This is a genomic window from Larkinella sp. C7 (assembly GCF_006149005.1).
Classification (GTDB): domain Bacteria; phylum Bacteroidota; class Bacteroidia; order Cytophagales; family Spirosomataceae; genus Larkinella.
The window spans coordinates 94,796-118,615 of record NZ_VBSL01000006.1; the positions used below are offsets into that span (position 1 = coordinate 94,796).

21 protein-coding genes are annotated in these 23,820 nt (G+C 52.1%); 9 read left to right on the forward strand and 12 right to left on the reverse strand.

Annotation, left to right across the window (positions count from 1 at the left end):
- Positions 1-31 precede the first annotated feature (31 nt).
- Complete coding sequence (locus FH871_RS16635; protein WP_138992549.1) at positions 32-898, forward strand: aldose 1-epimerase family protein; 867 nt, start codon at positions 32-34, stop codon at positions 896-898.
- 54 nt (positions 899-952) lie between these two features.
- Here FH871_RS16635 and FH871_RS16640 read toward each other — a convergent pair whose 3' ends face one another.
- From FH871_RS16640 to FH871_RS16650, 3 genes are all read right to left on the reverse strand, one after another.
- On the reverse strand, positions 953-1,792 hold the full coding sequence (locus FH871_RS16640; protein WP_138992550.1) for an OmpA family protein: 840 nt from the start codon (positions 1,790-1,792) through the stop codon (positions 953-955).
- 133 nt (positions 1,793-1,925) lie between these two features.
- On the reverse strand, positions 1,926-3,122 hold the full coding sequence (gene lhgO, locus FH871_RS16645) for an L-2-hydroxyglutarate oxidase (protein WP_138992551.1): 1,197 nt from the start codon (positions 3,120-3,122) through the stop codon (positions 1,926-1,928).
- Between the two features lie 163 nt (positions 3,123-3,285).
- Complete coding sequence (locus tag FH871_RS16650) at positions 3,286-4,485, reverse strand: anhydro-N-acetylmuramic acid kinase (protein WP_138992552.1); 1,200 nt, start codon at positions 4,483-4,485, stop codon at positions 3,286-3,288.
- 86 nt (positions 4,486-4,571) lie between these two features.
- On the opposite strand from FH871_RS16650, the gene FH871_RS16655 reads away from it, so the two are divergent.
- The 3 genes from FH871_RS16655 to FH871_RS16665 all read left to right on the forward strand — a co-directional run bounded on the left by FH871_RS16655 (position 4,572) and on the right by FH871_RS16665 (position 7,712).
- Positions 4,572-5,450: a fructosamine kinase family protein gene (locus tag FH871_RS16655; RefSeq protein ID WP_138992553.1), complete on the forward strand. Its 879-nt coding sequence runs from the start codon at positions 4,572-4,574 to the stop codon at positions 5,448-5,450.
- Positions 5,451-5,482: 32 nt separating this feature from the next.
- Positions 5,483-6,868 (forward strand): DEAD/DEAH box helicase, encoded by a 1,386-nt coding sequence (locus FH871_RS16660; protein ID WP_138992554.1) that lies wholly within the window; start codon positions 5,483-5,485, stop codon positions 6,866-6,868.
- Between the two features lie 241 nt (positions 6,869-7,109).
- Entirely contained in the window at positions 7,110-7,712 is a 603-nt protein-coding gene (locus FH871_RS16665; RefSeq protein ID WP_229317345.1) for a M48 family metallopeptidase, read from the forward strand.
- Positions 7,713-7,735: 23 nt separating this feature from the next.
- Here FH871_RS16665 and FH871_RS16670 read toward each other — a convergent pair whose 3' ends face one another.
- The 6 genes from FH871_RS16670 to FH871_RS16695 form a co-directional block, all read right to left on the reverse strand.
- Positions 7,736-8,452 (reverse strand): DUF2306 domain-containing protein, encoded by a 717-nt coding sequence (locus FH871_RS16670; RefSeq protein ID WP_138992556.1) that lies wholly within the window; start codon positions 8,450-8,452, stop codon positions 7,736-7,738.
- 153 nt (positions 8,453-8,605) lie between these two features.
- Positions 8,606-9,481 (reverse strand): LytTR family DNA-binding domain-containing protein, encoded by an 876-nt coding sequence (locus FH871_RS16675; RefSeq protein WP_138992557.1) that lies wholly within the window; start codon positions 9,479-9,481, stop codon positions 8,606-8,608.
- 79 nt (positions 9,482-9,560) lie between these two features.
- The gene (locus tag FH871_RS16680) at positions 9,561-10,181 is read right to left on the reverse strand and encodes a rhomboid family intramembrane serine protease (RefSeq protein WP_138992558.1); all 621 of its coding nucleotides are present in this window, start codon (positions 10,179-10,181) and stop codon (positions 9,561-9,563) included.
- Between the two features lie 72 nt (positions 10,182-10,253).
- Positions 10,254-11,237, reverse strand: coding sequence for a polyprenyl synthetase family protein (locus FH871_RS16685; RefSeq protein ID WP_138992559.1), 984 nt, complete (start codon positions 11,235-11,237; stop codon positions 10,254-10,256).
- Between the two features lie 63 nt (positions 11,238-11,300).
- The gene (miaA, locus tag FH871_RS16690) at positions 11,301-12,227 is read right to left on the reverse strand and encodes a tRNA (adenosine(37)-N6)-dimethylallyltransferase MiaA (protein ID WP_138992560.1); all 927 of its coding nucleotides are present in this window, start codon (positions 12,225-12,227) and stop codon (positions 11,301-11,303) included.
- Positions 12,228-12,302: 75 nt separating this feature from the next.
- On the reverse strand, positions 12,303-13,223 hold the full coding sequence (locus FH871_RS16695; RefSeq protein ID WP_138992561.1) for a hypothetical protein: 921 nt from the start codon (positions 13,221-13,223) through the stop codon (positions 12,303-12,305).
- A 134-nt stretch (positions 13,224-13,357) separates the two neighbouring features.
- On the opposite strand from FH871_RS16695, the gene FH871_RS16700 reads away from it, so the two are divergent.
- Genes FH871_RS16700 through FH871_RS16715 form a run of 4 tightly spaced genes read left to right on the forward strand, consistent with a single transcriptional unit; the run spans position 13,358 to position 20,416 of the window.
- Positions 13,358-14,098, forward strand: coding sequence for a hypothetical protein (locus FH871_RS16700; protein WP_138992562.1), 741 nt, complete (start codon positions 13,358-13,360; stop codon positions 14,096-14,098).
- Positions 14,095-16,866 (forward strand): TonB-dependent receptor, encoded by a 2,772-nt coding sequence (locus tag FH871_RS16705; protein ID WP_138992563.1) that lies wholly within the window; start codon positions 14,095-14,097, stop codon positions 16,864-16,866. The genes FH871_RS16700 and FH871_RS16705 overlap by 4 nt, the downstream gene beginning before the upstream one ends.
- A 2-nt stretch (positions 16,867-16,868) precedes the next feature.
- Positions 16,869-18,005, forward strand: coding sequence for a DUF4249 domain-containing protein (locus tag FH871_RS16710; protein WP_138992564.1), 1,137 nt, complete (start codon positions 16,869-16,871; stop codon positions 18,003-18,005).
- A 14-nt stretch (positions 18,006-18,019) separates the two neighbouring features.
- Positions 18,020-20,416: a hypothetical protein gene (locus FH871_RS16715; RefSeq protein WP_229317348.1), complete on the forward strand. Its 2,397-nt coding sequence runs from the start codon at positions 18,020-18,022 to the stop codon at positions 20,414-20,416.
- On the opposite strand, the gene FH871_RS16720 is transcribed toward FH871_RS16715, so the two are convergent.
- Positions 20,417-21,232, reverse strand: a complete 816-nt coding sequence (locus FH871_RS16720; RefSeq protein WP_138992565.1) for a hypothetical protein — start codon at positions 21,230-21,232, stop codon at positions 20,417-20,419. It lies immediately after the preceding gene.
- Positions 21,232-21,780, reverse strand: coding sequence for a hypothetical protein (locus FH871_RS16725; RefSeq protein ID WP_138992566.1), 549 nt, complete (start codon positions 21,778-21,780; stop codon positions 21,232-21,234). The genes FH871_RS16720 and FH871_RS16725 overlap by 1 nt, the downstream gene beginning before the upstream one ends.
- A gap of 242 nt (positions 21,781-22,022) precedes the next feature.
- On the opposite strand from FH871_RS16725, the gene FH871_RS16730 reads away from it, so the two are divergent.
- Positions 22,023-23,099 (forward strand): type I restriction endonuclease, encoded by a 1,077-nt coding sequence (locus FH871_RS16730; protein WP_138992567.1) that lies wholly within the window; start codon positions 22,023-22,025, stop codon positions 23,097-23,099.
- Positions 23,100-23,192: 93 nt separating this feature from the next.
- Here FH871_RS16730 and FH871_RS16735 read toward each other — a convergent pair whose 3' ends face one another.
- Positions 23,193-23,819, reverse strand: a complete 627-nt coding sequence (locus tag FH871_RS16735) for a gluconate 2-dehydrogenase subunit 3 family protein (RefSeq protein ID WP_138992568.1) — start codon at positions 23,817-23,819, stop codon at positions 23,193-23,195.
- Position 23,820: the final 1 nt, after the last annotated feature.

Genomic DNA, 23,820 nt, shown 5'->3' on the forward strand with positions numbered 1-23,820 from the left:
CACGAACTTGCCGAAACCATTCATTCCGACGATGACAACACTCGAAAACGACTTTATCAAAGTGAGCATCCGTTCCCAGGGGGCCGAACTGACGTCCATTTATAACAAACAAACCGGTATTGAACACCTCTGGCAGGCCGATCCGGCGGTTTGGGGCTGGCACGCGCCGAATTTATTTCCGGTGGTGGGCGGCTGCCTGAACAACGAGATTATTGTCGATGGAAAACCGTACCCGATGGAGCGGCACGGTTTTACGCGGCAGTCCGAATTCACGGTGGTTGAAGCCACACCGACGAAGGCCTGTTTCTCCCTGAAATCCAACGAAAAAACGCGGGCGGTTTACCCCTATGAATTTGATTTCCAGATCGAATACCAGATCGACAACCAGGTGCTGACGCTTATTTACCGCGTGATCAATCGGGAAGACAAGCGAATGTATTTCTCCGTGGGCTCGCACCCGGCGTTTGCGGTGCCGTTTTTCCCGAACGAAAAATACGAGGATTATTACCTGGAGTTTCAGAACGAAGAACCGCTGGAACGCCATATGCTGTCGGCCAAAGGCTATTTTACGGGCGAAACCGAGCCGGTTCTGACCGTCGACAAGCAGTTGCCGCTGACCGCCGATTTATTCAATGACGACGCACTGGTGTTTAAAAACCTGGCTTCCCGCAGCGTAACGATTCGGAGCCGCAACCACGATCAGGCCGTAACGGTCAGCTTTCCGGCATTTCCGTATCTGGGTATCTGGGCCAAGCCGGGCGGAAAGTTCGTCTGCATCGAACCCTGGCTGGGCTGTGCCGACCGCGAGGGAACGCCCGTGCCATTCGAAGAAAAAGAAGCCATTCAGCACATTGATCCGCATGGTTCGTTTGAAACCGGGTATACGATTGGGGTATAAAAAAACTGGCCGGCAATCAGTTGATCGCCGGCCAGTTCAGTGGTTAATTTTAGATTATTTCTGCTCCGTCAACAGGTTGAAGAATTCATCCAGTTTCGGCAACAGAACGATTTCGGTCCGGCGATTGGCCTGACGACCTGCTTCCGTGGTGTTGTCTTCTTTCGGGATAAATTCCGAACGACCGCCAGCCGTTAAGCGGGACGGTGCTACGCCAAACTGGGTTTGCAGCGTCCGAACCACCGAGGTTGCCCGCATCACGCTCAAATCCCAGTTGTCTTTCAGGAATTGCGTCGAGATTGGATAAACATCCGTGTGGCCTTCCACCAGCACATCCAGGTTGCGGTGGTCGTTGATGACCTGCGCTACTTTACCCAATACCGTCTCTGCCTGTTTGTTCAGCACGTAACTGGCCGAAGGGAACAACATTTTGTCCGAGATAGAAACGTATACAACGCCTTTTTTTACTTCCACCTGAACATCGCTGTCGTTGATGTCGGACAGAGACCGTTTCAGGTTTTTCACCAACAACAGGTTGATGGAATCTCTTCTCTGGGCAGAAGAAGACACATTAGAGAGTGTTTCGAGTGACCGACGGATGCTTTCGGCACCCGCTTTGCTAACAATCGACAGATCAGCCATCCGGTCCAACAGGTTTGTGTTGGTTTTTTTCAGGTAATCCAACTGGCTCTGTAAATCGGTAATCTGACCGTTTTTGGTGAGTAGTTCCGCGTCTTTGGTTCCGATGGTGCTTTGCAGACTGGCCGTTTTTTTGGCGCAATCTTCCAATTCCATTTTTACTTTGTCATGAACGGTTTGCAATTCAGCTAATCGCTTTTTGCTTTTGCAGGAGGTTATTACGGTTAAGAGGGCAATGGCAAGCAGGAAATTTTTCATATTTTTTGTTAGGGATAATAAAATTATTTAGGGTTAACGCTAAAGCTCTGCAAGTTACGAAGCAATTGGGGAAGGTAACAAATGGATTTTTGCATTATTTCTCTTTTTAAGCTTTTTCTAATTATCCGGTCTTTTAAAACCGCGCCAAGGCTTTTTCCGAGACCGTCAGCCCGATGGATAAGGAAGAGGTTGCCGCCGGAGAAGGCGCATTGCAGACGTGGATCGCCCGGTCGGTTTCCAGAATTGCAAAGTCGTCGAGCAAGCCGCCGGTTCGGTCGCAGGCCTGGGCGCGGACGCCCGAACCGCCCTCCATCAGGTCGTTTTCCTGAATTTCCGGGATCAATTCCTGCAAGGCTTTCGTAAAAGCTGACTTTGAGAAAGACCGGTACATTTCGCCCAGCCCCGTTTCCCAGTATTTAGCCGCCACTTTCTGAAAACCGGGCCAGCTCAGGGTTTCGTACATTTCCTTCAAATTGATGTCCGACTTCCGGTAGCCCTCCCGCTGAAAGGCCAGAACCGCATTCGGTCCGGCTTCCACACCGCCATGAACCATGCGCGTAAAATGAACGCCGAGAAAAGGGAAGTTCGGATCAGGAACCGGGTAAATCAGGTTCCGAACGAGGTACTCTTTGTCGGGCCGGATCTTGAAGTATTCGCCCCGGAAAGGGATAATCCGGACGTCAATCTCCTGTCGTTGGGTGAGTTGCGCGATTTTGTCGGAATACAGCCCGGCGCAATTGATGACCAGCTTCGTTTCGTAGGTGGCCCGGTCGGTCACCACCACCGAGAGCGTATTGCCCGGGGTGATCTGGGTGACTTTCTCGCCCAGCCGAATTTCTCCCCCCAGTTCGCGCAGCTTTTCGGCGTATTTTTCGCACACCTGCACGTAGTCGATAATACCGGTTTGCGGCACCCACATGCCCGCGACGCCCCGAACGTGCGGTTCGATTTCGTGCATTTCGGACAGCGTCAGCTTTTTGAGCCCTTCCAGACCGTTTTGCTGTCCGCGCTGGTATAAATTGTCCAGAAGGGGTACTTCTTCCGGTTTAGTCGCCACGACGATTTTGCCGCAGAGTTCATACGGAACATTTTCCTGTTCGCAGAATTCGAGCAGCATCCAGTAGCCCCGGATGCAGTTGGTCGCTTTCAGACTGCCCGGTTTGTAATACAGCCCCGAATGAATAACGCCACTGTTGTGGCCGGTCTGGTGGGCGGCCAGCCGGTTTTCTTTCTCGATGACGGTGACCGAAAGGCCGGGCCGCTGCCGCTTGATTTGCAGGGCCGTCGCCAGCCCGACAATACCGCCCCCGATGATAATGATGTCATTCATGTCACTTTACTTTAGGAGGATGAAACATCATAAAAACAGAATGATCAATGTAAAATGATGAATATCGAATGTAAAAGGGCCTGGTACTCATGAAACACTTTTATATTTAATATTCATCATTTTACATTTGTTATTTTTGTAGTAAAAACAAACCGCTTACTATTTAATTCGGAAATGAAACTTTGCCCATCGACACCGTCGGAACGCCCTGCCGATTGCCGAATGACGTGAAGCCGCCCGCGACGGCTTCGTTTGCCAAAACCGCAAACAGAATGGCCTCTTTGGCGTCGCCGGAAATGCCCAGTTCGTCGGTATTGGCGAAGCGGCAGTCGGGCAATAATTCCTGAATCGCGCCGGTCAGAACCGGGTTGTGCATGCCGCCCCCGCTGCGGTAAACGACATACGATTCTCCCGGTTTGATGACGGTTTGAATCGCTTCGGCAATGGTTTCCGCGCTGAACCGGGTCAGGGTCGCAATCAGATCTTCGGGCGTCAGGTCTTTGCTGGTCTGGCTGCGTTGCAACGCCTGTTCGACGTAATCGGGGTTAAATACTTCCGGTCCTGTAGTTTTTGGAAAGGACGCCTTGAAAAACGAATCTTTTTTCAACATTTGTACTAAATCCTGATTCACGGTTCCGCTGGCGGCAATTTGGCCATTGGCGTCGTACGGTTTGTTGAAAAGCTGCCGGGTAAACGCGTCGATGAGCGTGTTGCCGGGGCCGGTATCGGTCGTAAAGACTTCGTTGGCATCCAGATTTCCCGGCAGATAGGTAAAATTGGCAATCCCGCCCATGTTGAGCATCAGGCGGTTTTCGTCTTTCTTTGAAAAAATAAAATAATCGCCATACACGGCCAACGGAGCGCCTTCGCCCCCTTTGGCAATGTGTTTCTGACGAAAATCACTGAGGGTTATGATGCCCGTGGTGACGGCAACGTGGTCACCGTCACCGATTTGGAGTGTTGCATTCGGGAATTGATCGAGCTTATGCTGGCTTTTGGGCGCGTGAAAAACCGTTTGGCCGTGGCTGGCCACCAAATCGACATCGCTGGCCGTCAGGTTCCAGTGGCGCAGGCAGTCGGTCACCATTTGGCCGTGCAATTGCCCAATCCAGGCGTTGAGCAGACACAGATGTTGAAAATCAATTTCTTTTTTGGCAAAAACTTTCCGTATTTCCGCCTTCAGGTCGTCGGTATACGGAACGGTCTCGAAATGGGTGAGCGACACGTCGGTTTGGGGGCCAAAGCCTTTAATACGGCAAAGGGCCACGTCCAGACCGTCCATCGAAGTACCCGACATCAGCCCGACGATCCGGCGTTCCGGGCGTTGGGCCAATTCATACAGGTGTTGTATCTGGATATTCATAGCGCGGGAACAAGTTGGCAAAAGTACCAACTTGAAACTGTAAATCGAAACGTGAACCACGACGACAACCGAAACAGTAACTAGCGATGTGGCTGGGAGAAGAACAGTTTGATTTTTTTGAGGGGGTATTTTTCCAGACCCTGGGCCGATCGGTCGAGGTGTTGGAAGCCCGGTTTTTGGTGGGTGGTAATGTCAACACGGCTGCGCAGGTTTTTTCGTCGGAAGGGCTGTTTTTTGTGAAATGGAACCCCGAAGAGAATGTCGACATGTTTGAATGGGAAGCACGCGGGCTGGACCTGCTCCGGTCGACGGAAGCCATCTACATTCCCGAAGTCATTGGCTACGGAAAATACCGCGACAAGACCTATCTGGTGCTCGAATACATCGATCCGGTCGTGCCTAAATCCAACTACTGGGAATCATTCGGGCAGTCGCTGGCGTTGTTACATTCACACACGCAATCCAAATTCGGATTACACTTTGATAATTACATCGGTTCGCTGCCGCAAAGCAACACATTAACAGACAACGGAATCACGTTTTACATCGAACAGCGTCTTCAGCCGCAGGCCGGTATGGCTCTCTACAAAGGACTTCTTTCGAAAGAGTTGTATACCAAATTTCAGAAATTATACCAACGGCTTCCTGATTTATTACCGGTCGAGCGCCCGGCCTTGTTACACGGTGATTTGTGGTCGGGCAACGTGATGGTGAACGAACAGGGCGACGCAGCCCTCATCGATCCGGCGGTTTATTACGGTTTGCGCGAAGCCGAACTGGCGTTTACGACGCTGTTCGGCGGTTTCGATGAACGGTTTTATGATGCCTACGATGAAGCGTTTCCGATGGAAGACGGTTTTCAGGAGCGGATACCGATTTACAATTTGTATCCCCTGCTGGTTCATCTCAACTTGTTTGGAACCGGTTACCTCAGTGGCATTGAGCGGGTGTTGAATCGTTTCTAGACCGCCCGTGCGGTCTGGATTATCTTTACTATATGGAAATCACTTCCTTCGAAGATTTTAAGCTCAATAAACAGTTGCTGACGGCGGTTGCAGAAGCGGGGTATGAGCAACCCACCCCCATCCAGCAACAGGCCATTCCGCTGGCGATGGCGGGGCATGACGTGCTGGGCATTGCGCAGACCGGCACCGGCAAAACCGCAGCTTACCTGTTGCCGCTGCTGATGAAAATTAAATACGCCCAGGGTCAACATCCCCGGGCGTTGATTCTGGCGCCCACGCGCGAGCTGGCGATGCAAATCGACGCGGCCATTACGGAACTGGCCAAATACACCGATATCCGGCATATGGCGCTCTACGGCGGAATTGGTCCGAAAGCGCAGATTGAAGCCGTTCAGAAAGGCGTCGATATTCTGGTGGCCACACCGGGGCGGTTTTCGGATCTCTATTCGCGGGGCGAGATCGTGGTGAAGCAACTGGCGACAATGGTGATGGACGAAGCCGACAAAATCATGGACATGGGGTTCATGCCGCAGATTCGGAAAATTCTGGAAGTTATCCCGGTAAAACGGCAGAATATGCTGTTTTCGGCCACCTTCCCACCCAAAGTAGAAGAACTGTCTTACGAATTTCTGGAGTTTCCGATGCGGGTGGAGGTGACACCCCAGGCGTCGACTGCCGATATGGTGACGCAGAAAATCTACGCCGTTCCTAATTTCAGAACCAAAATCGACTTGCTGGCGTATCTCATGAGTTTCGAAGCCGCCAGCCGGGTAATTGTGTTTGCGCGCTCCAAAGAAACCGCCAACAACATCTATAAATTCCTGGCCCGGAAAGTCATTGCCGACGACCGGATTCGCGTTCTGCACGCCAACAAAGGCCAGAATACGCGGATCAATTCGATGGAAGCCTTTAAGGAAGGCAACATCCGGGTGCTGGTGACCACCGACGTGACGGCGCGGGGCATCGATGTCAACCTGGTGAGTCACGTCATCAATTTCGATGTGCCGCTGATTTACGAAGATTATGTCCACCGGATCGGGCGGACGGGCCGTGCCAACCATACCGGCGAAGCCATCACATTTGTAACGATGGCGGAAGAGTACCACATCCGGCAGATTGAGAAGATTATCCGGATGCAGATTCCGCGCGAGCCCATCCCGGAAGCCGTGCCGATTACGGAAACGCCGTTTGACGAACAGCAGGATTATTTGCGGGAGATCGACGACCAGCGGAAAAAAGAAGATCCAACGTTTAAAGGGGCTTTTCACGAGAAAAAAGGAATTCCCATCAAAGGCCGAAGCACATCCACAAAAACAGCATCCACCCGCAGCACGTCGACGCGCGGAAATGCCCCCAAAAGCCCGGCAGCCCGCAGTGGAAAACCCAAAAACGGCCCACCCCGTCGCCGGAAGACGTAACCGTTTTTCAATATTTTGTACTAAATTGAATCCCCCTACGTTTTATAGGGGTTAGTACGTTGAACGTCACATGAATAATCGGACAAAAGGAATACGGTTTTTCGGTCTTTTGCTTTGCCTGCCTCTGGGCGTTTTTGCACAGACCGGATCACTGGTAAGTTCTGCCCGGAAGGTCGAAGCCGGTAAGAGTGATACCGTTGTTGAGGTTTCCAAAGAGCCCAGCCACACAGTAGCTAACCCCATGGTGACGCCTTTGTTTGGAGAACAGGCAAAATCGGCGAAGCACATCGACTGGGAAGTACGGTTTTTGAACGAATGCGACCAGAGTTTTGCCAACCGGAAGGAAGCGAGCCAGTTTTTCTCGACCCGCGCCTGGGAATACCTGACGGAAGGGCAACTGGATACCGCTACCTACCGCTTTAATCTCGCCTGGCTGCTGGACGACAAAAATTCCGATACGTATTGGGGACTGGGCGTTATCAGCTACCAGCAAAACAAGATGCCTGAGTCGATTCGGCTTCTGAAGAAAGGGCTGGCCGTCGCCGACAGCAATGCCGTTCTGATGACCGACCTCGCCACGGTAGAGCTCAAGCAGTATAAGGAAAACAAAGATGCCGAACTGCTCGAAGACGCCATTTCGGTACTCAACAAAGCGCTTCAGTACGACGTAACGAACGCCAATACCTTCATGCGGTTGTCGTGGGCCAATTTTTCCAAGGGCGATTATCCCGCAGCCTGGGAGAACCTGCACAAAGGCCGCGCACTGGATCTGGGTGCCGTTGACTTCGTTTACCTTCAGGAACTCCGCGAGAAAATGCCCGATCCCAAAGGCTTTTTCAAATAAATACACACGGCTGTCGGGGTGATTTAAACCGCAACGGTCTTTGCTTTGTCTGGATTAAACTTCTGCATGTAGTACCGGATCGTCCGACCGATCAGAATTCCCCCAATAACCCCCGGCAATACCCAGGCTGCGATGTCGATCATGAAATGATGGTCGGGCAAATACCGGGTATTGACCACCGCAAAAGCCGTCAGTGTGGCAATGTAGGAACCGCACATGCGGCTGATATGCCCAAAGAACCACTCCATCTTGCCGTACCGGGCTTTTTCCGGATTGTGGAATAACCTGACATCGTAGAGGGCATTGGAAAATAGAAGACCGGCAAAGAAGAAATAGAGCATGCCGAACGTGGAGATACTGCCCGTCGAAAACCAGCCCACAACCGCCTGAACACCCAACCCGAACATCACGAGCGACGCGCCCAAAGCCCCATACGCGGCAAGCTGATCCGTCCGGGTCAACCGGTTTTGTGATTTTTTCAGCCGCAGAATGCGCCGACCGGAAAAGCAGAAGTAAAAGCTCAGGATCGCGATAAAAAGCAGGAACAGGGTGCTGGGTTTGAAGAAAACCAGGTAAACGGCCGTCAGGCAGACGGCGGCCATGCACCAGTAAAACACCAGCCCGGTCAGTTTGTGCAGGCGACCGCCTTTTTTCGATACCATAGGAACAACGCCCACCAGCAAGGCCAGAAAACCCGCCGTGATGTGGACAATCAACATGAGTTTTAACAAGAGATTCATGACTCCGAAAGCGTTTAGATGTGTTCGATTCGTTGAAACAAACCTACGCGGAGCCGTCAAACCGGGCAAATCAGCGGGGTGTATAGCGGTTTTTTGGGGCGTTTGGCAACCTTCGGGGAATTTGACAAAGCCGCTGGGACGTTTGGCAAAGGCTCAGGCCATCGATTTCAGTTGGGCCACCAGCGTATCGTTGTATTTCCGGGCCACCGGTATTTGAAAAGAACCGTCGTGCAAATGGAGTTTGTAGCCCTGCGCGTTGCCCGTCACCTTTTCCACGTTCTCCAGATTGACGATAAACGACCGGTGGCACCGCACCAGGACAGCGTTCCCGGCAAACTGCGTTTCCAGCCGGCTGAGGCTGCTGCGCAGCAAGGCTTTGACGGGCTGGTTGTTTTTCAAATACATCACCGTCGAGTAGTTGTCACTGGATTCGATGTAGAGCAGGTCGGCGGGCGGGAAGCTGAGGGTATCCTTTTCGTTTTCGGCGGTTAGCGTCACCAAAACAGGTTGGGCCGACTCCGCGCCGGGAATTTCTGCGTGGTGTTCCCGAACCGGTATCTCCCGGGCGGCCTGCTGGTATTTTTTGAGCTTAAGAATGTAGTTGACCAGCACAGACCCCGCCGAGGGAAAGATGCCAATCAGAAACGTGACGACGATCATCCCGAACAACTGAATTGCGTAGATGGGATTGGCAATCAGCCAGTTGATGTAAAAATAATTGACCAGCCCGATCAGCGTAATGTGGGCCGTTATCCAGAGAATTTCGCGCCCCACCGTCCAGCGTTCGTTGGTGAAAAGCTTTGGGAGAAAAACCGGCAGCAGCAGACTGAGACCGGCTGTCACCAGAAACGAAATCAGGCCAAACCCCAGGATTTTAAGGGTTTTATTGGGTGTTACCCAGATGTTCAACCCGAAGGGCTGGAAAACCAGCAGGAACAGGCCCACAAAAACCCCGATCCAAAACGCCTTGGCCCACCGCCGGCGAACCGGGTCTTCACACGGATACGGTTGATTTAGTAGCTGCCACATACCAGACAAGAGAAGCTAGACAAGAGAGCAAAGACAAAAAGCCGAAGTCTGTAGTCTCTTGTCTAGCTTCTTTTTTCTATCAAAACAATTTCCAGGTCGAAATCTGTTGGATAAAATACGGAACAACGGGCGGATAGAGCAGAACAACGACGAAAATTCCGAAAATAGCGCCGTATAAGTGGGCATCGTGGTTGATGGTGCCGCGCCCGCGCCGGGATTCGTAGAAGGAATAACCCATGTAGAGGGCGCCGAAAATAAAACCGGGTACGCCAATGATGCCCATGAGATAAATTTTTTCGGTGGGTTGGAACATAATCGCGCCAAACAGCAACGCCGAGACGCCCCCCGACGCCCCCAATGAATTGTAATTGGATTTATTGCGCTGCCGGATCAGTGTGGGAATGTCGGACACTACAATCGCGACCAGATAGAAAATCAGCAGGTAAAGTGGGCCGGAAGGACCAAATAGGGAACCGAAAACCTGCTCGATCAGTGTTCCGAAAAAAAACAGCGTGAACATGTTGAACAGCAAGTGGCTGAGGTCGGCATGAATGAATCCCGAAGTCAGAAGCCGGTACCATTGGCCTCGTTTGAGCACTTTTTGCGGGTTCAGAATCATACTGTCCAGAAAAGACTCGTTTCGCCAGGCGTAAAAGCTAACGAGTCCGGTAATGACGATAATGGCAAGCGTAACGGTCATAACGTGTTGTGGAGTAAGAAGTGGCGAGTACGGGTTAATCAGGCAGAAATTTAGATGAAGCCTGGCCTTTCATCAGCTTTCCCGTTCGATGAGCTGTTCTGTAAAATCCAGCAACAGGGCTTTCCGGGCCGGATCGACCGAAAGTTGTTCGAAATTAGCAAAGCCACGCGTAAAAAAGTCATTGATTCGGGCTTCCGTCAGTTGCCGAATGCCGAGCTGGTCATAGATGGCGGTGACGGCCTGAACCTTTTCCTGCTTGTCAAACTCGGTAGCGCTGAGCCAGCCGATGAGTTCATTTTTCAACGCGCCACCCGACTGTTGCAGAGCTTCGATGAGTAAAAACGTTTTTTTGTTGGCAATAATATCCCCTCCAACCTGCTTTCCGAATTTCGCCGGATCACCGTAGACATCCAGCAAATCATCTTTCAACTGGAATCCCAGCCCGATGTTAATACCGCCTTCGCGCAGCCGCTGGCTCTCCACGTCGTCGGCTCCGGCAATGATGCTACCCAGTTCGAGCGCAAAACCGAGTAAAACCGACGTTTTGAGCTTGATCATCTCGATGTACTCGTCTTCCGAAACATCCCAGCGGGTTTCAAAATTCATGTCGAGCTGTTGTCCTTCGCAAACTTCGGCGGCTGTGCGGTTGAAGCGGGCCAGCACTTTTTTCAAATACGGCGTTTCGACATCCAGCAGCAATTCGTAGGCATTGACCAGCATGACGTCGCCCGACAGAATGGCGATGTTGTGATTCCATTTCTCGTGCACCGTCGGCTGGCCCCGGCGCAGGGGTGCCTGGTCCATGATGTCGTCGTGCATGAGCGTGAAATTGTGGAACACTTCAACGGCCACGGCGGGTTTGAGGGCTTTCCGCCAGTCATCTCCAAACAGGTAAGCGGCCATGAGCGTCAGCAGCGGTCGCATCCGCTTGCCGCCCAGGTTCATGATGTAACTAATCGGGTCGTATAATTCCGCGGGTTGCCGGCCGTATTTCGTTTGTTGAATCTCCTGATGAAGCGCTTCTAAAAAAACAAGGGGGTTGGTGGTTTGGGTCATGGCTCAAAAATACGGAAAACTGCCGGAATGGGAGTTAATAGTTAGGAGTTATGCGTGAAGAGTTTAGGAAATAGCCTGTGATTCAGATAGGATACGAGCAACTAAGTACGCCGTTGGCTGTAAACCATCGAGCCAGTGGATGCGTAAACCGTCGCGTTCCAGTTTGCGGAAAAACGTCATCTGGCGCTTGGCAAACTGGTGGATGGCGGTTTCCAGCCGGGCGGTCATGGTCGCATACGCCAGTTCATCGTGCAGATACTGCGTGATGAATTTATACTCCAATCCGTAAAAAATCAGTTTTTCGGCCGGAATCCCGCTCTCCAGTAAGCGTTGAACCTCGTCGATCAGACCGTTTTGCAGCCGTTGGTGCAACCGCTCCGTGATTCGCTGCCGCCGAACCTCGACGGGTAAATCGATTCCAAAAACCACCGCGTCGGGCCGCGAAATCGGTGCTGACAGATCAATTGACGGATTTTCGGTTAAATACGTGGCAATTTCAATCGCCCGAATCAGCCGCTTGCGGGTGGACGTATCGGCCAGATTGGTATAGTCGGAAGGAAGGTGCCGGAACCGCTCGCGCAATTCGTCGTCGCTTTTCGTTTCCAGCGCCGTGCGCAAGGTCTGATTGACGGGAATGGCCGTGTACCGGTGCCCTTTCAAAACCGCTTCCAGGTATAAACCGGTTCCGCCACAGAGGATCGGAACGTGGCCACGTGCCAGAATTTCGGGCAGAACGCGGTTGAAATCCTGCTGATACTGGTGCAGATTGTAATCACTGCCCGCGTCGACGATGTTGATAAGGTGATGCGGAATCGATTGATTATCAATTCGGTATTCGTCCAAATCCTTGCCGGTGCCGATGTCCATGTCCCGGTAGACCTGCCGTGAATCCACGCTGATGATTTCACCCTTAACCCGCCGGGCAAGCTGCACCGCCAGCCGGGTTTTCCCGCTTGCCGTCGGACCGAGAATGACGATGGTTTTTAGCATGGGTTAGGATAGAAACACGGATTTAGCGGATTGAACGGATGGGCACGGATAAAATAAAAATCTGTTTTGATCCGTTCAATCCGCTAAATCCGTGTTCCTATAAATTTTTACAAACTTAACACTCCCCGCATTATAAACCGGAATATACCCGCTATCCGCCATCTCGATTTCCGTTAACCCGTCGAGCAACTGACTGGGGTAATGCCGTATCCACTCGCCGGGGCGCACCCAGAACGGGTTGGGTTCAGTGGTTTCCAGCCTTGTGAAGCCCAGTTTTTCATAACTCCGGCCGTTCGACCAGTCGCGGTCAGCGTAGGTCATGATGTCGTCGGGCTGAACGTCGGTCACGAAGGCTTTCAGGAGTTTGTCCAGCCCGCCGACCACCGTGCAGTTCAGGTGATTGGCAAACCGCACGAGTTCGACCGAGCGATGGACAGTGCCGTTGCGGGTGATCGAACGCGGATGGCTAAAAGTGGCAACGGCCACCAGCAGTTCCGTCGCGTTGACGGGTTGTAAGCGGAAATCCACCGACAGAACCCGAAAATATCGCGCGGGCAGAAACAGACCGTACTTGTATTTGGCGTTCGTCACGACCTGTAAATGATTTTCCTGCAAAAACCGCCCGGCAGTGGGCTTGTCGATGCGTCGAACCTGCGTCAGCCGGGCCGGAATCCGTTCGGAAAGGCCCACCATCGCCCGAAGTCGTGAAAGGACAACGGCCGGCCGTTGTCGCCAGACATCTTCCCAAAGATGAATCAACTGCTGGTTTTCGATGGAAAATCGGGCGGAAAGTTGCTGAAAAAAATACCGTACATCCGTTTGCTGTCGGAGCCGGGAATAGGTCTCAAAGTCGATGCAGTGCAAAACAAGAGAGGTGTCTGCAACGCGGAACAGGGAAAACGGCGTATAGACTGTTGTCTTGAACGGTGTTAGCGTCAGTTGGGCCGAAAGAAGCTCCTGAAAAGCAGCAGGAAATTTAATTGAGGTGTTTTCCAACGGATTGACGCAAAAAGTTGTCTATACGGCTACTATAACGCAGGAAGTAACCGAAAAAACCGGAAATTACAGTATAATTGCTAAGTTAATCTAGTTTAATTACACCTAAGCTCCCTGACCGACTCCCCTTACCAATGAATCATCGTGTTATCTGGGTTATTTTGATCGCCCTTCTTCTACCCTGCACGGTTTTCGGACAGCGTGCTTTGTCGGTGGATAGTTCATTCCGGGAACAGGCCATTCGGTACGCACACGCCCGCTACGTTCGTTCAACCGCCGACCAGGCGCGGTTATACAACGGCGCCGAATACGTCGGCCACCTTCCGACCATCAAAGGCTATCCATACCTTGACTCGCTCTGGCGCACCGGCTCCGTCACCTACGATGGCATCACTTACCAGAATATTCGCCTGCTCTACGATCTGGTGGATGACGTCGTGGTGGTGCCCCACATCGATAGCGTATACCGGATGCAGTTACAAAATATTAAAGTAAGCCGGTTTTCGATTGCCGACCACCAATTCGTTCGGATTGTGCGGGATACGGCCCACAACATCGGCCTGCGAACGGGCTTTTACGACCAATTGTACGATGGGCGGTCGAAAGTGCTGGCAAGGCGGGTCAAAACCATCCGAACCGAACTGGTGCAGAACGCCGTCAAGGAGGAGTACTTATCAGAAAACAGTTTTTTCATTGGCAAAAACGGCCTCTTTTATCCGGTCAAAACCAAACGATCGGTCTTGAATCTGTTTGCCGATCAAAAGAAAACCCTCCGCAAATACCTCCGCGAAAACCGCATCAAATTTGCAAAGAACCGCGAAGCCGCCATTGTAAAACTCACGCAGCAGTACGACGCAGCAACCCGATCGTTATGACGAAATTCTACCGAACCTTATTCCTGTTGTGCTGTTTTGCGGGCTCGCTCACCGCCGGTTTTGGGCAGCAGGCGGCTGAAAAAACCATTCGCGGACCGTTCACCAACCTATCCTTTGAGCAGTTTGTCCGGGAGGTGGAAACCCAGACCGAGTACCGGTTTTTCTACAACCTCCGCGATGTCGACAGCATCCGGGTCAACTACGACAAAAGCGGCCAGAAACTGTCGGCGGTTTTGCAGGAGGTGCTGCAAGGGACCAGCCTGTATTACGCCATCGACGCTAAAAAACAGGTTTTCATCACGCCGGAACGCGCCATTCGGACGGAGTTGCCCATCGGTTTTTTTGACCGGGGCAACAGCACAAACGAGGGCGACACCAACGTGGTCGATTATCTGGCGGAAAAAGAAAAACGCCGGATTACGCTTGAAACCCGCTTGTTCAACATCGGCCGGGCCACCAATCCCGTCCGACCCGGCAACGCCAACCTGGCGGGCCACATCCGGAATGCCGCTTCGGGCGAACCGGTGATTGGCGTGGCGGTGTACATCGAAAAACCGCGCATTGGCGTCGTTACGGATCAGTTTGGCTATTACTCGATTACGCTGCCGCGGGGTCGGCACGAACTCCGGGTGCGTAGCATCGGGATGAAGGATACGAAACGACAAATTATGCTGTATTCAGACGGGAAGCTGGAAATTGAGATGGAGGACGACGTGATTGCGTTGAAAGAAGTGGTGATCGAAGCCGAAAAAGACGTGAACGTGTCGGGGCTGCAAATGGGCCTCGAACGGCTGGACATCCGCACGCTCCGGCAGGTGCCGACGGCTTTTGGCGAAGCCGATCTGCTGAAAGTGGTGCTCACCTTGCCGGGCGTCAAATCGGTGGGGGAGAGCAGCGTTGGGCTGAACGTGCGGGGTGGTTCGACCGACCAGAACCTGATTTTATACAACGACGCCACAATTTATAACCCATCGCACCTGTTCGGATTTTTCTCGGCCTTCAATCCGGATATGATCAAAAGCGTCGAACTCTACAAAAGCGGTATTCCGTCGCGGTATGGCGGGCGGCTGTCGTCGGTGCTGGAAGTGACCACGCGCGACGGCAACAAGAAAAAGCTGTCGGGGTCCGGCGGAATTGGCGTTCTGACGGGGCGGTTAACGCTGGAAGGTCCGATTGTCAAGGAAAAATCGTCGTTTCTGATCGGGGCTCGTTCGACCTATTCCGACTGGTTGCTCAGCAGCCTGAAAAATCCGGCATTCAAAAACAGCCGGGCGAACTTCTACGATCTGAACGCCCACATTACCCACGAATTCAACGAAAAAAATACGATTTACCTCACCGGCTATTACAGCCAGGATGAGTTCCGGCTCAACAGCGATACGGTTTACAACTACAACAACATGAACGCGACGCTGAAGTGGAAACACATCTTCAACACCAAACTCTACAGCGTTTTTACGGGAACCACCAGCCGGTACAAATATTCCGTTTCCAGCGATCAGAACCTGGTTAATGCCTACAAGCTTACGTTTCAGATCGATCAGACGACGTTCAAAACGGATTTCAACTATTACCCGACGGCCAAACATACCATCGATTTTGGCGTCAGTTCGAATCTGTACAAACTGCACCCGGGCCAATTCCAGCCGCTGGGCGGGGAGTCGCTGGTTCGGCTGGACGTGGTGCCGACGGAGCAGGCGCTGGAAAGTGCGTTTTATGTGGGCGACCGCTTTGATATTTCGCCCCGGTTTTCGATCAATTTCGGGTTGCGCTATTCGCTGTTTAATTACCTCGGCCCGAAAGATGTTTACGTGTATCCCAATGGTTCGCCCAAAACCGAAGCCAATATCCTGGACACGCTTTCGTACGGAGCCGGAAAAAACATCAAAACGTATCACGGCCCCGAATACCGGGTTTCGGCGCGGTATGCGTTCACACCCGATGCGTCGATTAAGGTCAGTTTCAACCGGATGCGGCAATACCTGCACATGCTGTCGAACACCACGGCGATGGCTCCCACCGACATCTGGAAGCTGAGCGATCCGAATATTCTGCCGCAGGTGGGCGACCAGTTTTCGGTTGGTCTCTACAAGAATTTCAAAAACAACACCATCGAAACCTCGGTCGAAGGCTATTACAAAACGATGGATAATGTGCTGGATTTCCGCAGCGGTGCCACGCTGATCATGAATCATCACCCTGAAACGGAGGTGGTTCGGGCGGAAGGAATGGCGTATGGCGTTGAATTTCTGGTTAAAAAAATCACCGGGCGGTTCAACGGCTGGCTGAGTTATACGTATTCCCGCACGTTTTTGCGCGTGGATCAGAGCGTGCCGCAGGAGAACATCAACCAGGGCGAGTACTACCCCAGCAATTTCGATAAACCGCACGACGTGACCTGGGTGGGCAATTACCGCATCAACCGCCGGTTTAGTGTTTCGCTCAATTTTACGTACAGTACGGGTCGGCCCATTACGCTGCCGCTGGCAAAGTACGAGCTGGCGGGTTCGCCCCGGGTCTATTATTCGGAGCGGAACCAATACCGGATTCCGGATTATTACCGCGCCGACTTATCGCTCAACATCGAGGGCAACCACAAGGTTAAAAAGCTGGCCCACAGCTCCTGGACGGTGGCCGTTTATAACCTGACAGGCCGACGGAATGCCTATTCGGTGTATTTCACGTCCCTCGGCGGGGTGGTACGAGGGTATAAACTCTCCATTTTTGGGCAGGCGATTCCGACGCTCACGTACAATTTCAAATTCTGATCATGAGAAAGTATCTAACGATAGTGATGGCGGTAGTGATGGGGAGTTGCGTCGATCCGTACCGGCCACCGGCGGTTTCGGCTCCCAACACCTACCTGGTAGTCGACGGTTTTCTGAATGGATCGGGTGCCAGCAGCATCCGGCTGACGCGCACGCAAAACCTGACAGACGGCAGCAAACCCACGGTGGAAACCAAAGCGACGGTGACGGTGGAGGGCGAAAAAGGCGGGAGCCAGACCTTTGTCGATAAAGGTGATGGGACGTATACACTGGCCGCTGGCGGGTTGCAGTTTAATCAGAAATACCGCCTGAAAATCAAAACAGCCGCGGGACGCAACTATCAGTCCGACTACGTAACCATCAAGCAAACCCCAAAAATCGATAACGTAAGCTGGAAGGCGCAGGATCAGGGCGTGCAGTTTTATGTAACGACCCACGATCCAACGAACAATACCAAATATTACCGCTGGGAATACGAAGAAACCTGGGAGTTTTATTCCGCATTTTACTCCCGGGTCGAATACCTGAACAAAAAATTTGTTTCCCGGATGGACGACGTCAATCATTGCTGGAGCAACGGGAAATCAACCGGTATTTTCATCGGCTCGTCGGAGAAGCTGACGCAGGACGTAATCGATCAATTTCCGCTGGTGTTCGTTTCCAATACGTCTTCCAATCGTCTGAAGATTCGGTACAGCCTGCTGGTCAAGCAGTATGCCCAAACCGCAGAATCGTTTGAATACTGGCAGAATCTGCGCAAAAACACCGAGAGCCTGGGGTCGATTTTCGATCCGCAGCCGTTTCAGGTCATCGGCAATATCCACGGCGTAACCGACCCGAACGAACCCGTGGTAGGCTATCTGAGTGGTTATTCGGTGGAGGAAAAGCGCATTTTTGTCAATGCCTCCGAGCTGCCGCCCTGGCGGATTCCGAGCATGTACGAAGCCTGTCTGCCGGATACCGCTCCCATCTTCAGAACGCCGGAAAAACCGTCGGCGGCCGATCAGGCGGAGTCGGGGGCCATTCCCATCGATGAGATTCTGTCCCCTTTGGGTCAAATAATCGCTTACCGGATGAGTTCGGCCTATTGCGTCGATTGCCGGACATCGGGTACCAACGTTAAACCGACTTTCTGGTGATGATCTCGCAACCCATGAACCCACTCAAAAAAACCGCTCAGGCTGTTTTTCTCCTCCTGACTCTCGTTGGCACCGTGCCGGTTTGGGGACAAACGGAAAATCCGATCCGGAAGCAACTCGATACCTACCGAAACCAGACATTGCAGGAAAAACTGTTTGTCCACCTCGACCGCTCGTTTTACGTAGCCGGGGAGTTGATGTGGTTCAAAATCAATTACGTCGATGGGACGTTTCACCAGCCCTTGTCACTGAGTAAAGTGGCCTATCTGGAGGTGTTTGACAAAGAAAACCGCCCGGTTTTGCAGACCAAAGTGGCCCTGGCCGACGGTTCGGGCAACGGTTCTCTGTTTTTGCCCACCACGCTGGGTTCGGGGAATTACCTCGTTCGGGCGTATACCAACTGGATGAAAAACACCGACCCCGACTATTTCTTCGAAAAACCGGTTACGATTGTCAATACCTTCCGGAAATTGGAATTGCCGGTTTTGAAAGATTCGCTGGCGTATGATGTTCAGTTTTTCCCGGAAGGCGGTAATCTGGTTCGGAACCTGCCCGGCAAGGTGGCCTTCAAAATGGTTGGAATAACCGGAAAAGGAGTTGATTTACAGGGTGTTGTTCTGGATCAAAGCAACGATACCGTCGTCCGGTTTAAACCGCTGAAGTTCGGCATGGGGCGTTTTGCGTTGACCCCCGCCGAAGGCAGGCAATACCGGGCGGTGTTGACCGATGCCGCTGGCAAGACCTTCACGCGTCCGTTACCCGCCGTTCAGGAGCAGGGCTACACGATGCAGGTCGAAGAGGAGGGCAAAGACCAGCTTCGGGTGACGGTGAAAACCTCGGCCCCGGCGGCTTCGCTGGTGTATTTGCTGACGCACACGCGACTGGCCGCCATTCGTGCCGATGAACAAGGCCTGCGCGACAATACGGCCTCGTTTCTGATCGATAAAAAGACGCTGGGTGAAGGCATTTCACACCTGACGGTTTTCGACGCCAGCCGGAAACCGGTGTGCGAACGGCTGTATTTCAAACGGCCGGAACGGCGGCTGACGATCGACGCCAAACTGACGAGCGGAGCGTTATCGACCCGCGAAAAAGCGGTTTTTGACCTGACGACGCAGGATGAAACCGGGAAATCAGCACTCACGGATCTGTCCGTAGCGGTCTATCGGCTCGACTCGCTCCAACCGGCGGAGTCCGGGGATATCCTGAGTTATTTGCTCCTGACGTCCGATTTGCGGGGCGGGGTCGAATCGCCGGACTATTATCTCCAGGCCACGGGAGCCGAGGTGAACGAAGTGACGGACAACCTGATGCTGACGCAGGGCTGGCGCCGGTTTCGGTGGGAGACGGTTTTGCAAACCGACCGACCGGCCGAAGTGCATCTGCCGGAGGTGAACGGGCATTTCATTCGCGGAAAAGTGATTCATCCGGGAACGGGTCAGCCGGGATACAACATCAGTTCGTACCTGTCGGTGCCGGGCAAACACATTCTGTTATACGGTTCCCGGTCGGACAAAGCGGGGCGGATTCACTTTGAAATGAAGGAGTTTTTTGGCCCCAAAGACCTCGTCGTGCAGCTCAATCCGAAAGACAGCCTGTTTAGGGTCGAGTTGCAGAGTCCTTTTCACGACCGGTTTTCGGCTTCCCGGCTGCCGGTTTTCGATTTTCCGACGGCGTTGAAAGAGCCATTGCTGGCCCGCAGCATTCCGATGCAGGTGCAGAACGCCTATTACCGCGAAAACCTGAGCCGCTATCGCTTGCCCCAGATCGATAGCGTGGCGTTTTATGGCGTTCCGGACGAAAAATACCGGCTCGACGATTTCACCCGGTTTCCGGTAATGGAAGAGGTTTTTCGCGAATATGTGCCGGGCGTAATGGCGCGAAAACGCCGGGATGGTTACGTGATCAGCCTGCTCGATACGCCCCACAAGCAGTTTTTTGAAGGAAGCCCCCTGGCATTGCTGGATGGCGTTCCGATTTTCAACATGGACAAAGTGATGGAAATCGATCCGCGGAAAGTACAGCGTTTGGATGTCATGACCCGGCGCTACATTGTTGGGCCGCTGGTTTTCGACGGCATCATCAGTTTTACGACCTACAAGGGTGACCTGGCGGGCTATCGGCCGGATGCCAAAGCCTTGCTGGCCGACTACGAAGGCTTGCAGATTCCGCGCGATTTCTACACGCCCCGCTACGATACGCCCCAGCGGTCGGGGAGCCGGATGCCGGATTTGCGCAACCTGCTGCACTGGGCTCCCACGCTGAAAACCGATGGACAGGGCAAAGGAAAACTGGAGTTTTATACGTCGGACGAAGAAGGAACGTACCGGTTTATGATCAACGGGATTACGGCCGACGGCCGGGCCGGAAGCCGACAGGGAACGTTTGAGGTTACGAAAGTGATCAAGTAATCAGATCATGTCGTGGAGTTTTTCGCGCTCCGACCAGTCGATCTTTTCGGAGCCGGTATTTTCCAGCAGGTGATTGATGAACGTTGCAATCCGGGTGGGCACGTAGCCGGATGCCGTGGTGTCGATCAGCGAAATCTTGCGTTTGACAAACCGGCCTACGGTGGATTTCTCCGCCAGTTCAAACAGGAAATTGGTTTTGGTGATGCTGTTGTTGAAAAAATACGGATTGCTGCCGGTGATGTAGTTGATCAAAACCAGGCGCGACGACGACTGTTTGACGACGGCGTGCAGCCGGATTTGCTTCTTCTCATCCAGGTAAACGCCCAGATCTATCTTCTCCTTGGGAATGACGGTTTGCAGGTATTCGTTGGCCGACCGCCGGAACTGCTCCTTGGTTTCCCGCTCCTCGCGTTCCACAAATTCGATTTCAGACGTGCTGACCATGGCCGCAATGAAATTGGCCATATCGAAAACCAGCGACGGAACGGCAATGGGCGTGATGGTTTTTTTGTAGAAATAAGTCTTCTGGCTGGGGCCTTTGATTTCCTTGATACTGAACGCGTTGAAATAATGGTGGGCAATTTTTCGGAAGGTGTCGTCTTCCAGCGTAAACGAGTTCTCGTAGAACCCGCTGTCGAGCCAGCCTCCGTCGGAAACGACATACTCCTCGTCTTTGAACGACAGGAAAACGGAAATGAATTTCTGCGTCGTCGTGGTATACGGCGTAATAATTTCCAGTGATTTTCCCCGCTCTTTGAACGTCCAGAGCTGGCCGAAGGCGGTTTTGATGTCGTTGTAAATCTCCTCGAATACCATTACAGAAATAAAACCGTTGAGTTGGGGTCTTTTTGAGTCACGTGCAGCGGCAGCGCGTTGGGCAACACCCGGATCTGGGGAAATTCGTCGTCGCGCAGATTCAGCTTCGCTTCCTGGCAAAAATACGCCATACGGCGGGAAATATCGTTCTCTTTCGTGGTTTCCTGTAGCGGGTAGGTCACGTTGGCTCCCTGCTGGTTATACTGGCTGAAATGGGGCGTGGTAATGCGTTGCTGGGCGAGCGGAATCGATTCGTCGGCGTTCCGGTGGGTGCAACCGTCGCTATGAAATTCAAAAAACGGTTCTTCGCTTAGTTCGAGGCACCGCAGTTCGAACCGGAAAAAATCGTGATCGTTGCATTTGACCCGAACCGTCAGCGTGATTTCCGCGTCGAGGTCGCTGTGCGAAACTGTAGCCTTGCCCTCCAGAAACGTTGAGTTACCAGCTACTTTGACGACATCGACCGTATCCCGCAGCACATACTTATGTTCCCGCAGCAATTTCCGATAGAACCCGTATTTGCTTCGAATCGCCGGTACGATGGACATTCTGAGTAACGATTACGACTAAAAATCAAAAAAAAAGAAGATTGGTAAGTACGTAAAAGAAATTGAAAAAGAAGTGGGTTTGAGGAAAATTAATGTGTTGGCGGGTTGTAAACTGATCGTGGTTAAAACGAATTGTCAGGTGACAATAAAGTAATTCTACTTATTCCAATAAATACTTTTGATGTCAACTTGTTTTTGTCTGACAACGGTTTACGTTTGTATATCCTAAAACCTTTTACCTAATGGACTTCAAAGATCAGATTAAACAATTGGGCGACCGAATTGTCCGATTAAAAGACTCTATTCAAACTGAGGAAGCGACTAAGACCGCTCTTATCCTCCCGTTTATCAACGCGTTAGGTTATGACGTATTTGACCCTCATGAAGTGTCACCTGAATTTATCAGCGACATTGGTACCAAGAAGGGGGAGAAGGTTGACTACGCTATTTTGAAAGAAGGACAACCTATTATTCTCATGGAATGCAAGCACCATAATCAAAGTTTAACCCTCCATGATAATCAATTACTCCGGTATTTTCACGTAACAAAAGCCCGGTTTGGCGTACTGACCAATGGCGTTATTTATCGGTTTTATACTGATTTGATAGAGCCAAATAAAATGGATCAAAAGCCATTTCTGGAAATTAACCTAACGGATATGAGGGAGGTCCATTTTGAGGAGTTGAAGAAATTCCACAAGTCCTACTTTGATGTGGATTCCATTCTTTCAACGGCGAGTGAACTTAAGTATATGGGAGAACTGAAACCACTGATCGTTCAGGAAATGTCGGAACCCTCCGATACGCTGGTTCGCTATTTAGCCAAACAGGTGTATCAAGGGCAGATTAATGCAAAGTGGTTCGACTACTTTAAAGCCTTGATAAAAAAAGGATTTCAACAAATCGTGACTGATCAGATCACCGACCGTCTGAAATCAGCGCTCACCAAGGAAGAACAGCAGGAAATACCCGGTTCAGTAGCTACAGTAGCAGATCCCGTAGTCGAAGCGAAGAAGGACCCCATTATCGTGACTACGGCTGAAGAATTGGAAGCTTTTTATATCGTGCGGGCCATCCTCCGGTCAACTATCAACGGCGAGCGTATTTATCACCGGGATGCGCAAACGTACTTTGCAATTTTGCTGGATGATAACAATCGAAAACCGCTTTGCCGGCTGTATATGAACAGTCAGAAGAAATACATCGCCTTTTTAGATGAAGCCAGGAAAGAGATAAAACATGAAATTCAGTCGCTGAATGATATCTATAACTTTACCGAACACCTGCAGAAATCCTTGGCGATGATGGACACGAAGTAGCTTGTTGTTCTACCAAGCTACGCCCTGCCGGGAGCAAATGATCCGTAATGAAAAAAGGCCGGGTCAGAAGTGATCCCGGCCTTTTTTCGTGTCCTATTTCTTCGCTTCGTCGTAGCTCAAGCCATACTGTTTCAGCACGTCGTCCGGGACGCCGTCCCATTTGTTGGGTGTATTGCCGACATAGCCCAGGTCTTCGATGCCCATTTTGCTGGTGTAAAAACCGCCCAGCACAAAATTGCGCATCATCGTAAAAAACGCGACACCCTGCGTCATGTCAGCCGGGACTTTTTTGGCCGGATAGGCAATCTGCTCGACCATATCGATTTGCTGTTCTTTGGTGCATTTCGCAAACGGATTGCCGTAGCGGCTGACGCACTTGGCGTTCAACCAGCGGAGTCCACCGCGCATCGGCGTCTGGTTGCGGGGCTGATCGCGCATCATGAACTCGATGAAAGCCGGTACGCCAGCCTGCGACGCGCTGCCCGATTTGGCATCGGCCGGAATGATGATGTCGCTCAGGATGGTGACGGTTTGCAACTCCGCCGGGGTGAAGAACTTCTCAGCCGCGAGCAGTTTCAGATCACGTTCGGCCTCGAATTTCTGCCGTCCCGGCAACAGCTTGACGGCGGGTTTGGGTTCGGGAACTGCGGCTTCCACCGGGTTAACCGCCAAACCGAGTGACGTCAATGATATCGCTTTTAATGTATCTCTGCGTTTCATA